Source organism: Bacillus sp. JST-5 (assembly GCF_057747715.1).
The window spans coordinates 34,304-48,145 of the sequence record NZ_JBYLHW010000011.1 but is presented as its reverse complement, the minus strand read 5'-3'; the positions used below and the strand labels follow the sequence as shown (position 1 = coordinate 48,145).

The following is a 13,842-nucleotide window of genomic DNA, read 5'->3' as shown; positions in this document are numbered from 1 at the left end:
ATCTATCCGCCTCATTTACTCGATATGACCTTCGACAGAAAGAGCTTTGTTTTGTTATGCAAACTCACTCAATCATATCTAGCCTTATATGAGGTTCGTGTTCCTCGGACCGGTGTTTTGCCTCCAGCTTCCTTCAGATTCCGCGTCACCACGGACACCCTTGCTCTTGGCTAACCTCTACTTCTGTCTTCGGGGTTCGGGACTTACACCCTATAGTTCATGTACATGCCGGGCGCACATAAAAAACTCCTTTCGTAAAAGGACGAAAGGAGTTGATTTCGCGGTACCACCTTTTTTCACATGCAAAAATATTTTTACACGGCTCTCAATGAAATAACGGTTCTTCACCGGCTTTTGCTACTAATGTTCACAAAAGCAGCTCAAGGGCGACTTCCAACAGATCTGTTTAGGAAACTCTCACCAAATTGTTTCCCTCTCTGAAAACAGAGAGCTATTGTACTACTCCCTATCTTTGCCTTTATCTTTATTTATTAAAATAATATATGGTATTTTTTCTTTTTCGTCAATCATTATCGCCGAAAATTTCCTTCTTTATTCGCTTTTTTTTTATACAAGCGTGCATATTCACTGTTTTCCTATGAATACATATTTTAATAACAAAAGAGCTATTCGGTTGATTGCACCGGCGGATGGGAGGAGATGGAGAAACATGAGGAGAAGATATAACCCTTTTTTATTGCCGCCTTGGTTAAGAACAGTTCGCGCCGTAACAAAACAATTAATCATCCCATTTACAATTTTCCAAGCCATTCGAACATTAATCATCCCAACAACATTGGATGTTGTCTTACTGTTTATTTTTATTTTTATCGCGGTAGCTTTATATTTTGAATGGATATAAAAGATATGAGGATATAGGGTACATTTACGTACTTATATCCTCACTTTTTGATTGGCGGAATTCTTCTATTTTCATAATAAAAGATTCAATATTTTTAAAATGCCAATATTCTTTTTGTAGCTTCATTGTATATTCTCTTTCATTACGATTTTTATTTTGGACATAATGTTGGACCACTTTCACTAATTCCTTGGGTCGAGCAAGCCTACATTTTAATAGATTTTCTTCTTCCTCTTTAAGAGGGAAATATTTACAATACCCTTTATACCAGTCAATGGAAATAGAAGAAAGAGGATGCGTTTGATAGCTTTGTTTAATATAGGGGTAAAGATCAAAGATTGGTAGGTCTTGCCTGCATTTTTCAAAATTTATAAAGTATGAATATCCTCTTTCATCAAATAATAAGTGGTCTGGAGAAAGTTTTCCGTGAACAATAGTCATCCGTATTTTTTTTTCATTTTTCACGATTTCATACCAGTTTTCTAACGAACGCAACGCATACATCGATGCCTTATATATTTCATTAAAATAAGTGCAAAATTGTAATTCGAACGGTGACATATACCATTGATTTTCAAATTGTTCAACACAACCCTCGCAAAAAGACAAATCTTCTTCTATAGCTCTTTTTAATTTTTCATAATAGGATTTACTTTCTTCCTCTAAAATGACAACATTTTTTACAGTCATCGCATGGATGCGTGCTGCTTCTTTAAACATAAAGTCTACTTTATCCTTTCGCGGCATTGCTTTTCCACTATTTAACCATGGCATTAAATAGAAGGCACGATTTTGGGAATAAACGATGTTGTTTCCTTCCAGTGTCGGGATAATTGGGACAATTTTGGGATAACCGGAAAAGTATAACTCTCTTAACCATCTAATAAAATGAACATCACTTGGGCGATGCAACTCTTTTAAAGCAAATATACCTTTATCTGTATACAGTTTACGGATTTTTCCTTTTTCTTTAAAATCATAAACATTTAATTGATAGGGTAACATCAACTGACGAATGAAGGTGATATCATCTCTCATTTCGTTCTCCCTTCGCCTCAATGTAACGTAAAAACAGATAGAAACGGGATGTCCCCGTTTCTTTTTAGCGAGTTTTTGAATATTGGACAGGTATATATAATACTTGACCTTCAGAAACATCTTGATGAGGTTCTAAATGGTTCAATCGTAATATTTGTTGCTGAGTAACCTCATACCGTTCTGCGATTGATTCTAACGTATCCCCCTGTTGAACGATACAGATTTTTAATTTTGCCGGTTCACTATCATCTTTTCTTGCAAAAAAGTCTGTGAGTGAAATAACTTCATATTTTCCTTTTTTCTTTTTCTTCTTCGATTTTACGGATACGTTTTTGTCGTCTTTATCTTCCGCGACTGAAATTTCTTCCTCCACTATTTCTTGTTCTTCTTGCATTTCTTGGTCGACTTCTTCTTCTGATTCAATTTCTAAGTATTTTACATCCGAGCTAGAAGATTCTGCTCGTTTTTTCTCTAAAGATTCATCGTCTTTGGCGTGGCGCATGAGAACTTCTTCTTGCATTTCATTTCTTGTCTCCGCAAAAACTGGTTGCTCACTTTGTATTTGCTCATTTTCTTGCTCTTCTTCAATATTTTTTTCTTTTTTCGCTTGTGCTGAAAATGTAAAGAGTGAAGGTTCATCGCTTGACTCATTGATAAATTCTTGGCGATCTGTCATCATTGGATTCCAAAAAGAATATTCTTCCTCATTGGATGATTCCTGAACTTCTTTCTCTTGTGTAAATGAGTCCTCTTCACGTGATTGTTGTTCTTGGTACACTCCTGTAATGTATAAATCGGCGACCAATTTTAAACAAGATTTCTCTGGCAAAGAATAGTCAAACGTATCAATATGAATATTTAATTCATTTAAACTTCTAACCCTGTTTTTTGGAAGCGTAATATCCACAGGGAACGGATGGAAAAATTCACATAATCCTTCTTCCCGCTCGTCTACTTGGTGGACATACTTATGCTGTGGTTGTAAATAGTTTTGAATGTCGCTTTCTGTTTCATCGGCCAATTTTCGATATTCACCAGTCATATCAAGGGATCCTCGAATGGTTATATATTGCTCATTTTCTTGGATCGTCACATTTGGTTCAAGGGATAAACTAACTAACTCAGCAACTTCTTGACCTTTATGGAACCATACGGATTCTTCTAGCGAAAACCGTAATGTAGCATTCTTCCCTCCTTGTTGCAAAACTGTTCCTCCTCCCATAAATATCTATAAACAATCATTTAGTACATTTTATGAATCTTAGAAGAAAATTATGCTAACCAATCCTTTTGCGCATGAGGAAAAGCGTTTTTATGAGGGGGCTTTATTACGAAAAATGAGTTGTAAACTAGAGGCAAATTTTTCACTAGAGTTGCAGAATTTTGGCGAAGCTGCTAGTTCTGTAAGGCTAAAAGTTTGTTAATGTAGTTGCAAGTTATTTTTTGAAGTTGCAAGTTTTTTTCTGGAAGTTACAAATTTTTCTTTCGAAGTTGCAAATACGACTTCGAGTACACCTTGTTAGGCGAGGGAAAGTTGCAAAATTATAGATGCTACTTACAAATTAGAGTATATAAGTTGCAAATATCCTCTTCATTATGTTGAAATTGGCCACCAGCCATATCTTCCTCTGTAAAAATTCATTGTTTTTGTTCAACTTACAAATTTATTGAGGGTGGTTGCAAATAATATTTAGGTAGTTACAAGATTTTTTCACACAGTTACAAGTTTTTCTTTCGAAGTTGCAAATACTTTTTTATCACAAGTTGTATGCATGTGTAAGTTACAAATATTTATTAAAAACTTTCAAGTAACCATGTACAAGTTACAAATTTTGAATGGAATCTTACAAGAAGCAAAATAATTGTTGCAAATTTTTTTGACCACACAAATAAAAATTAAAAAGGATGTTCAAGTTGCAAAAATTTTAAGTTCAGTTACAAGTAATTTCACTTCATAGCTTACAAACTATATGTTTTCTAAATAACGAAATAACATAGAGATCGGCACTCAATCGCTAATCCACCTAATTTCCATTAAAAAAGCTGCCTCTATATAGAGACAGCTATTACAATGACTATTCATTTCGTAAGCGGTCAAATGCTTTTTCCACTGCTTGAATTGTTTTCTCAATATCTTCTTCCGTATGTGCAGTGGATAAAAATAATCCTTCAAATTGAGAAGGTGGTAAAAATACGCCTTCTTCTGCCATATAACGGTAATATTTAGCGAACATCTGAAGATCGCTTGTTTTTGCTGTTTCGTAATTAATTACTTTTTCATTCGTAAAGAAAAATCCGATCATTGACCCAGCTCGGTTAAACGTTAACGGAATGTCGTATTTGTTAGCTGCTTGTTGAATGCCTTCCTCTAAACGGTCTGCCTTTTTCACAAAATCTTTATACGTTTCAGGAGTTAATTGACGTAAAGTTTCATAACCCGCAGTCATTGCTAACGGGTTTCCAGATAATGTACCAGCTTGATAAATAGGTCCGCTTGGTGCTACTTTTTCCATAATTTCAGCTTTACCACCATATGCACCAACTGGTAATCCTCCTCCAATAACTTTACCTAAACATGTTAAATCTGGAGTGATACCAAAATATCCTTGTGCACATGGATAATCAACGCGGAAACCAGTCATAACTTCATCAAAGATAAGCAATGCGCCGTATTGTGTCGTAATATCTCTTAACCCTTGTAAGAAGCCTTCCACTGGTGGAACAACACCCATATTTCCGGCAACTGGTTCTACGATAACACAGGCAATATCTTCTCCAAATTGTTCAAAAGCATATTTCACACTTTCTAAATCATTATATGGAACAGTGATTGTATTTTTCGCAACACTTTCCGGTACACCAGGACTATCTGGTAAACCTAGGGTTGCTACTCCTGAACCAGCTTTAATAAGAAGTGAATCTCCATGTCCATGATAACAACCTTCAAATTTAACAATCTTATTTCTACCTGTATAACCTCTTGCTAGACGAAGCGCACTCATGGTTGCTTCCGTCCCGGATGAAACCATACGAATAATTTCAATGGACGGAACGCGCTCTTTTACAAGTTCTGCAAGCTGATTTTCAATTAATGTAGGTGCGCCAAAGCTTGTCCCAGACTCTGCAACTTTTTTGATTGCTTCAACCACTTGGTCATTCGCGTGACCTAAAATTAATGGACCCCAAGATAATACATAGTCAATATATTCGTTTCCGTCGATGTCGTAAATTTTTGATCCTTTTCCACGTTCCATAAAAATCGGGTCCATATCAACAGATTTAAAAGCACGAACAGGACTATTAACACCGCCAGGCATTAATGTAACAGCTTTTTCGTAGGCTTGTTTCGATTTTTCAAATGATCTCATCACATTTCAACTCCTGTTTAATCATTTAACCAACGAGCCGCATCTTTCGCAAAATATGTAATAATTAAATCCGCACCGGCTCTTTTCATACTTGTTAACATTTCAAGAACGATTTCCTTTTCATTCACCCAACCGTTTTGTGCAGCTGCTTTAATCATAGAGTACTCACCACTTACATTGTAAGCGACAACAGGAACGTTAAATTGATCACGAACTTCTCTTACAATATCTAAATATGATAAGGCTGGTTTCACGATAAGGAAATTTGCTCCTTCTAACACATCAGATTCTGCTTCTCGTCTTGCTTCTAAACGATTTGCTGGGTCCATTTGGTATGTTTTTCGATCACCAAATTGCGGAGCGCTATGAGCAGCATCACGGAAAGGACCGTAAAAAGCAGAAGCATATTTTACTGCATATGACATTATTGGTACATCGTGAAATCCTGCTTCATCTAATCCTGCACGAATGGCTGCGACAAATCCGTCCATCATATTCGATGGCGCAATAATATCAGCACCTGCTTTTGCTTGACTTACTGCTGTACGAGCTAATAAATCAAGAGTTGGGTCATTTAAAATTTTTCCTTCTTCGACGATACCACAATGTCCATGATCAGTATATTGGCATAAACAAGTATCGGCAACGACTATGATTTCTGGATAATGTTCTTTAATGTATTTTGTTGCTTTTTGCACAATTCCGTTATCATTGTATGCTTCTTTTCCATATGCATCTTTTTCTTTTGGAACACCAAATAAAATGATGGATTTGATACCTAGTGAAACAATTTCATCCATTTCCTCTTTTAAATAGTCCATAGAAATATGATAAACTCCAGGCATGGAAGATACTTCTTCTTTTATATTTTCCCCTTCCACGACAAATAATGGATAAATAAAATCATTTACACTTAAATGTGTTTCTCTTACTAAATCTCTCATATATGGGGATTGGCGTAAACGGCGATGACGATCAAAATATAAGTCTCTCATTCTTTTTCCTCCTCATTTAAATAAAATTGGACAAGTTCTTCAACTAGTTGCTCGGTCGTATACGTTTTCGGGCTCACATGAACGGCAATTCCATATGATTTCGCTTTTCTTTCTGTGATTGGACCGATGCATGCAATCACTTTTCCTGATAAAACTTGTTCAATTTGATCTTCTCCTAATATATGAACAAAATGCTCTACTGTCGATGGACTTGTAAATGTAATAATATCAATTTTTTCATTTGTTAGCACTTGTGAAAGCAATTCTTTATTTTCTATTGGTAAATATGTTTCATAGACGGTAACAGCTTGAATATCATAACCGCTTTCGCTTAATTCTTTCACGATGACATTTCTTGCTAAATTACCTTTAACAAGCAATATTTTTTCATCGCAAGAACAAACTTTTTTTAATTCCTCTGCTAAATCATCACCCGTAAACTTTGTCGGAACAAAATCGATTTTATCTACAAACTGTAATAGTTTTTCTTTTGTTTTTGTCCCGACAGCTGCAATTTTTACCTTGTCCAAAAACGATAATTGTTCATGATCAAATTGTTGAAAAAAATGCGTGACACCATTTTGACTGGTAAACAAGAGCCAATCGTATGTAGGAATCGACTCAAGAATCAATGGATCTAGCTGAAGCTTTCGAAAAGCGATTAGCGGGACAATCACAGGTGTTGCCCCAACTTGAATTAATTGTTTCGCCAATGATGTTGCTTGTGATTGTTCACGTGTAATTAAAACTTTTTTTCGTTCTAAAGGCAGAGAACTCATTTTTGAAGTTCCTTTACAATTTTGTCAATTAATTGTTTAGCTCCTTTTTCAATGAGTCGATTCGCAGCCATATTTCCAATTTCTACAGGATCGTTACCGCTAATAGTTTCCTTATATACTGTTTTACCATCTGGGGAAGCTACAAGTGCTGTCAATCGAATGTCTTGCTCATCCCATTCCGCATACCCAGCTATTGGTACTTGGCAACTTCCTTCCATTCGATGTAAAAATGTTCTTTCTGCTTGAACAGCTTTGTTCGTTTTTTCGCAGTTAATGGATTGCAGTAGCTGAATGAGTTCCTCGTCATCTTCTCTACACTCAATGGCTAAAGCACCTTGTCCAACGGCAGGTACACAAGTAGTAGAATCTATGTATTCTGTTACCACTTCATCGCTCCAGCCCATTCGTTTTAAACCGGCGGCAGCTAAAATAATGGCATCATAGTCTTCCGTATTCAATTTATTGATTCTCGTATCAATGTTTCCACGAATCCATTTAATTTCAATATCATTTCGCATCGCCAAAAGTTGAGCACTTCTTCGTAAACTACTTGTGCCAATAATAGATCCAGCAGGTAACTCGTTTAACGTTTGTTTATTTTTTGAAATTAATACATCTCTTGCATCTTCCCGTGGCGGGACCGCTCCAATCGTTAACCCCGGAGGAAGAATGGCTGGCATATCTTTCATACTATGTACAGCAAAATCAATTTCTTTATTCAATAATGCCGCTTCAATTTCTTTTACAAATAGTCCTTTTCCACCAACTTTTGAAAGGGTGACGTCTAAAATTTTGTCGCCTTTCGTAACGATTTCTTTTATTTCAAATTCATAGGGGGCTCCTGCTTTTTTCAGTTGCTCAATAACCCATTTAGTTTGCGTTAATGCAAGCTTACTTCTTCTAGAACCAACAATAATTTTTCTCATAAAATCCTCCTATAACGCTTAGTTGTTCCAATCATGGAACGAAGAAAGTCTTCCAAATAAGAAAAAGTTAATTAGAACAATTAGAAACGAAGCGACATTGAATAGAGCTAAATTTTTCCCATACATTTCTTTTCTCATTTTTACAAATAAATAAATACAATATACGATGATGACAATAAATGACCCGAGAACTTTTGAATCAAACCAAGTCATATTAGGAATTTTTAAATATGCCCATTGAATGCCTAAAATTAAACTAAATAATAAAAGAGGGAGTCCAATGACGCTTAATATAAAAGCTAAATGCTCTAACTTCGATAAATCTTGAATCCTTAAAAGCGTTTTCCCCCATTTTTTACGTTTCAACAAATCGTATTGAATTAAGTATAAAATTGAAAAAATGAACGATAATGTAAACGCACCATAGGACAAAATCGCCATCGTTATATGAATGAAAAGCAACTCTGAAACTAGTTGATCTGCCATTACGTTAGTAGCCATACGATTCGGTGCAAAAGTATGTATGACAATGGCAATGAATCCTAAAATATTAGTAAAAAATACAATGAATTCAATTTTCAAAAACTTTTGCACAAATAAAGAAAGTGTTACCAATACCCACGCATAAAAATATAGGCCATCTGTAATCGATAATACAGGAAATCTCCCAGTTACAATCATTTGTATAAATAAAAAAATTGTTTGTAAGATCCAAACAATTGCCAATAACCAGAAGGCGAATTGCTTAGCCTTCCGGTTGTTATAAAAAAAATCTATAAAATAAGCGAAGGCACTAGCGGCATATAGAATGATCATTAATTCATGCATTCTCGTCATATATACATCAACCATAGGAAACCCCGCTTACAATTGATAAGAAGCTTTCGGAACTGTTTCCGATTTCGCTGTTTCTGATTGCTGTTTTTCTTCAGTTTCTATATTTAAATTAAAGATTTTTTTAAATAACTCCAATGAACGTTCGGCATCTTTGCTTCCTGCCATTTCTTTTACTTGCAAAATCGGATCTTTTAACAGTTGGTTTACAATACTTTTCGTATGTTTATTTAATATTTTCTTTTCTCGTTCTGTTAAGTTTGGCATTTTCCGTTCGATACTTTCCATCGTTTCTGCCTGAATGGCTAATGCTTTTTCACGCAACGCAGAAATAATCGGAACTACACCTAGCATATTTAGCCAATGGTTAAATTCAACTATTTCTTCTTCGATCATTAAGTAAATAGCTTCCGCAGCTTTTTTACGCTCAGCTAAATTCGCTTCTACAATTCCTTCTAAGTCATCGATGTCATACAAGAAAACACCCGGTATGTCTGAAATCGATGGTTCAAGATCGCGAGGAACCGCAATATCAACCATAAATAACGGTTTTCCTTTTCGTAAACGATCAACATGTTCCATTAAGTCTTTTGTAATGACATAATGGTTTGCCCCTGTAGAACTTATGACAATATCTGCATCTAATAGAGCACATTGAAGCTCATTCATTGTTCTTGCTGATCCGTGATAACGCTCCGCGACAGCTTGGGCTTTTTCATACGTACGATTGATAACAGTAATTTTTGTAGCACCGTTACCTTGCAGGTTTTTCATAGCTAATTCGCCCATTTTTCCGGCACCTAAAACAAGCACATGCTTACCATCTAAGGACCCGAATATTTTCTTCGCTAACTCTACTGCTGCATAACTGACTGAAACGGCATTTGAACCAATCTCTGTTTCGGAATGAGCTTTTTTCGCTAACGTAATCGCTTGTTTAAATAATTGATTAAATACTGTGCCGCTGGTTTCAATTTCTTGTGCCGTTAAAAAGCTGTTTCGTACTTGTCCTAAAATTTGCGTTTCTCCTAGCACCATGGAATCTAATCCACAAGTGACTTTCATTAAATGCTGACAAGCAGCCTCATTTTCGTATATAAATAAATATGGAACGATTTGTTCCGGATCTATTTGAAACCATTCAGATATAAAGTTTTTAATATAGTATCTTCCTGTATGCAATTGGTCCACAACGGCATATATTTCAGTTCTATTACATGTAGAAACGATGATATTTTCTAAGATGCTTTTCTTCTTCTGTAAGGTTGCCATTGCAGCTTGTAACGTTTCTTCTTGAAACGAAACACGTTCTCGAACTTCAATTGGGGCCGTTTTATAATTTAAACCAACTACGATGATATGCATAATCTATTACACCCCTAAGGCTTAGTCTCATCTTTCTTAATTATAACATTTCTAAAATAATAATGAATGTTCAATTGTGAACAGAAAATGAAAATTATGTTAAGATGATTACATAAATAACTGCGTTTAACTCCTTTATGTACGTTATCAAAAATAGAACAATATATCAAGCAAATATGTGGAGTGTATGTATATGAAAAAACATCCATTGTTTCCTGGCTTTATTTTACTTGGGTTTGGATTGTATTTTTTCTTACAACGATCCAATATCCAACTAATCGAAGGGTTTTATAGCTGGCCGACACTTTTATTTATTATTGGTATAGCTTTTACACTACAAGCTTATATCGGGAAAGAATACGAATCTATTCTTCCAGGTGTGATTTTTCTTGGACTTGGCATCCATTTTCACGTCGTCCATAAAGTTAATATTTGGCCTGATCATATTGGAGCGTTCCTATTAATCATTTCGCTAGGCTTTTTTCTTAAACATCAAAAAACGAATCAAGGATTCTTTTTTGGTTTATTATTCCTTATTCTTGCCTTAATGCAACTTTTTTATGACGAAATTGCAAAATGGTTCGGATTATTAGAAAATAGCATGTCCATGCTACTGAATATTTGGCCAATTATATTAATGTTAATTGGTGGATACTTTCTATTTGTAAAAAGAAAATAAAGCTTCCATAAGAAAAAGGGTGTCCAAATTCGGGACACCCTTTCTTCCTTTATATCAAACTATGAATCGCTTTCCAAGCTTCCTCTCGTCCATATCCTGTTTCTGATGAAAACAAGATGACCGGATCATGATTTTCCACTTTTAATGTTTCTTTAACGATTTTTAAATGCTTTTGCCATTTTCCCTTTGGAACTTTATCCGCTTTTGTTGCAACGACGATACAAGGAATTTCATAATGTTTTAAAAAATCATACATTAAAACATCATCGCTTGTTGGAGGATGGCGCAAATCAACAATTAAAATGACACCACGCAATTGCTTCCGATTGAGCAAGTACGTTTCAATCATTTTCCCCCATGCTTCACGTTCTTTCTTTGAAACTCTCGCATAACCATACCCTGGAACATCAACGAAATATAATTCTTCATTTAATAAATAGAAGTTAAGCGTTTGTGTTTTTCCCGGTTTGGAAGATGTTCTCGCCAAACTTTTTCGTTGAATCATTTTATTGATAAATGAAGACTTTCCAACATTGCTTCGTCCAGCTAATGCAAATTCAGGTAAGGTGCCGTCCGGATATTGTTCCGGTTTGACGGCACTAATAACGATTTCAGCAGATGTTATTTTCATTGTTTTTCACCAACTAATGCTTCTTTTAATACTTCATCAACATGGGAAACAAGTACAAATGTCATATGTTCTTTCACACTATCAGGTATATCATCTAAATCTTTTTCGTTATCTTTCGGTAAAATCACTTTCGTTAAACCAGCACGATGGGCACTTAACGTTTTTTCTTTTACGCCACCAATAGGCAATACTCTTCCGCGAAGCGTAATTTCACCCGTCATTCCGACTTCTTTTCGAATTGGTTTACCTGTTAAGGCTGACACGAGAGCAGTTGTAATGGTTATTCCAGCAGATGGTCCATCTTTTGGTACGGCCCCTTCTGGAACGTGAATATGAATGTCATATTTTTCATGGAAGTTCTCATCAATGCCAAGCTCCGCTGTTTTTGAACGAACATAGCTAAAGGCAGCTTGAGCAGATTCTTTCATCACATCGCCAAGTTTACCTGTTAAGATTAGCTTTCCTTTTCCTGGAGATAAAGATACTTCAATTTGTAGGGTATCTCCCCCAACAGTTGTATAAGCTAACCCTGTTGCTACACCGACTTGATCTTCAAGTTCTGCTTGGCCATAGCGGAAAATCGGCTTTCCTAAAAATTCTTCCAAATTCTTCTCGGTAACGACTACCCGTTTTTTCTCTTCAGCGACAATGATTTTTGCCGTCTTTCTACAAATAGAAGCAAGTTGTCTCTCAAGACTACGCACACCCGCTTCACGAGTATAGTAACGGATAATTTTTATAATAGCATCTTCACGAACTTGCAATTGAGATTTATTCATTCCATGTTCTTTAATTTGTTTAGGTAATAGATGATCTTTCGCAATATGAAGTTTTTCAAGCTCTGTATATCCAGAAATCGAGATAATTTCCATACGGTCGCGTAAAGGACCAGGTATGGAAGCTAAATTATTGGCAGTTGCTATAAACATAACTTTGGATAAGTCGTATGGTTCTTCAATATAGTGATCACTAAAATTATGATTTTGCTCTGGGTCCAATACTTCTAACATGGCAGAAGACGGATCCCCGCGAAAATCATTAGACATTTTATCAATTTCATCTAGAAGAAAGACAGGGTTAATTGTTCCTGCTTTTTTCATTCCTTGAATGATTCTTCCAGGCATTGCTCCAACATATGTTCTACGGTGTCCACGAATTTCTGATTCATCTCGTACGCCACCAAGCGAAATTCGTACAAAATTTCGGTTTAACGAACGAGCAATCGATTTAGCTAAACTTGTTTTTCCGACTCCTGGAGGTCCCGCTAAACATAAAATTGGCCCTTTTAACGAGTTGGTTAGTTTTTGAACAGCTAAATATTCAAGGACACGCTCTTTCACTTTTTCTAGACCATAATGTTCTTCATTCAATATTTTTTCAGCCTTTTTAATATTTAAATCATCTTCAGTGGCTTTTGTCCACGGAAGAGATAATAACCAATCTATATAAGTTCGGATGACTCCACTTTCGGCAGATGCAGAAGGAATTTTTTCATATCGGTTTAACTCTTTCAATGCAGTTTTTTCCACATGTTCTGGCATTTTTGCTTCTTTTATTTTTTCTCTTAACTCCTCGACTTCACCGGCTTTTCCTTCTTTTTCCCCGAGTTCCTTTTGAATGGCTTTCATCTGTTCCCGTAAATAATACTCTTTCTGTGTGCGTTCCATCGAACGTTTTACACGTTGACCAATTTTCTTTTCAAGCTGCAAAACTTCTTTTTCGTTATGGATAATGCTGATGACTCGATTCATTCGCTCTTTTACATCTACCGTTTCTAAAATTTCCTGCTTTTCTTTTAGTTTCAGTGGGAGATGGGAAGTAATTATGTCTGCCATTCTTCCTGGCTCTTCAATATCTTGAACAGTAGCTAATGTTTCTACGGAAATCTTTTTAGACATTTTTATGTATTGTTCAAAATAATCAAGCATCATTCGCATCAATGCTTCCACTTCATTATCTTTTTGAATGGAATCATCAATCGTACGAATAACTACTTCGTAATGAGTTCCAACATCATCGATATCCAAAATTTTAGCCCTTTTCAATCCTTCGACCAACACGCGAATCGTTCCGTTAGGGAGCTTTAACATTTGACGAACTTTCGTTAACGTTCCCATATAGTAAAAGTCATCTTCACTCGGATCATCTATTGTCATATCTTTTTGCGTAGTTAAAAAGATGATATGGTCTTCCATCATTGCTTTTTCTAAAGCTTGTACAGATCTTTCCCTTCCTACATCTAAATGCAAAACAGTTGTCGGATAAACAAGTAGTCCACGAAGAGGAAGGAGGGGAACTTTTCTTTGATCATCTGCCATCATTGATACACCCCCAAATTCAGTCATATTAATCTTTGTCAATTCTA

Annotated in this window: 12 protein-coding genes and 1 other annotated feature; of the genes, 2 read left to right on the top strand and 10 right to left on the bottom strand. The window is 35.7% G+C overall.

The window, feature by feature from the left end:
• Window positions 1-255: 255 nt before the first annotated feature.
• Window positions 256-482 (bottom strand) — a binding site (T-box leader).
• Between the two features lie 188 nt (window positions 483-670).
• Window positions 671-862, top strand: coding sequence for a hypothetical protein (locus AC3ASS_RS04405; protein ID WP_488282295.1), 192 nt, complete (start codon window positions 671-673; stop codon window positions 860-862).
• A gap of 24 nt (window positions 863-886) precedes the next feature.
• On the opposite strand, the gene ysxE is transcribed toward AC3ASS_RS04405, so the two are convergent.
• From ysxE to hemA, 8 genes are all read right to left on the bottom strand, one after another.
• Window positions 887-1,900: a spore coat protein YsxE gene (gene ysxE / locus AC3ASS_RS04400; RefSeq protein WP_488282294.1), complete on the bottom strand. Its 1,014-nt coding sequence runs from the start codon at window positions 1,898-1,900 to the stop codon at window positions 887-889.
• A gap of 64 nt (window positions 1,901-1,964) precedes the next feature.
• Entirely contained in the window at window positions 1,965-3,104 is a 1,140-nt protein-coding gene (gene spoVID, locus AC3ASS_RS04395; RefSeq protein ID WP_488282293.1) for a stage VI sporulation protein D, read from the bottom strand.
• 871 nt (window positions 3,105-3,975) lie between these two features.
• Entirely contained in the window at window positions 3,976-5,268 is a 1,293-nt protein-coding gene (hemL, locus tag AC3ASS_RS04390) for a glutamate-1-semialdehyde 2,1-aminomutase (protein WP_488282292.1), read from the bottom strand.
• Window positions 5,269-5,285: 17 nt separating this feature from the next.
• Window positions 5,286-6,263 (bottom strand): porphobilinogen synthase, encoded by a 978-nt coding sequence (gene hemB / locus AC3ASS_RS04385; RefSeq protein ID WP_488282291.1) that lies wholly within the window; start codon window positions 6,261-6,263, stop codon window positions 5,286-5,288.
• Window positions 6,260-7,042: a uroporphyrinogen-III synthase gene (locus tag AC3ASS_RS04380; RefSeq protein ID WP_488282290.1), complete on the bottom strand. Its 783-nt coding sequence runs from the start codon at window positions 7,040-7,042 to the stop codon at window positions 6,260-6,262. Before AC3ASS_RS04380 ends, hemB begins: the two co-directional genes overlap by 4 nt.
• Entirely contained in the window at window positions 7,039-7,968 is a 930-nt protein-coding gene (gene hemC / locus AC3ASS_RS04375) for a hydroxymethylbilane synthase (protein WP_488282289.1), read from the bottom strand. Before hemC ends, AC3ASS_RS04380 begins: the two co-directional genes overlap by 4 nt.
• A gap of 18 nt (window positions 7,969-7,986) precedes the next feature.
• Window positions 7,987-8,820, bottom strand: a complete 834-nt coding sequence (locus tag AC3ASS_RS04370) for a cytochrome C assembly family protein (protein ID WP_488282288.1) — start codon at window positions 8,818-8,820, stop codon at window positions 7,987-7,989.
• Between the two features lie 12 nt (window positions 8,821-8,832).
• The gene (hemA, locus tag AC3ASS_RS04365; RefSeq protein ID WP_488282287.1) at window positions 8,833-10,167 is read right to left on the bottom strand and encodes a glutamyl-tRNA reductase; all 1,335 of its coding nucleotides are present in this window, start codon (window positions 10,165-10,167) and stop codon (window positions 8,833-8,835) included.
• Between the two features lie 193 nt (window positions 10,168-10,360).
• Between hemA and AC3ASS_RS04360 the strand changes: the two genes are divergently transcribed.
• On the top strand, window positions 10,361-10,846 hold the full coding sequence (locus AC3ASS_RS04360; RefSeq protein ID WP_488282286.1) for a LiaI-LiaF-like domain-containing protein: 486 nt from the start codon (window positions 10,361-10,363) through the stop codon (window positions 10,844-10,846).
• A 49-nt stretch (window positions 10,847-10,895) separates the two neighbouring features.
• Here AC3ASS_RS04360 and yihA read toward each other — a convergent pair whose 3' ends face one another.
• Complete coding sequence (yihA, locus tag AC3ASS_RS04355; RefSeq protein ID WP_488282285.1) at window positions 10,896-11,477, bottom strand: ribosome biogenesis GTP-binding protein YihA/YsxC; 582 nt, start codon at window positions 11,475-11,477, stop codon at window positions 10,896-10,898.
• Window positions 11,474-13,798, bottom strand: a complete 2,325-nt coding sequence (gene lon / locus AC3ASS_RS04350; protein WP_488282284.1) for an endopeptidase La — start codon at window positions 13,796-13,798, stop codon at window positions 11,474-11,476. Before lon ends, yihA begins: the two co-directional genes overlap by 4 nt.
• Window positions 13,799-13,842 lie beyond the last annotated feature (44 nt).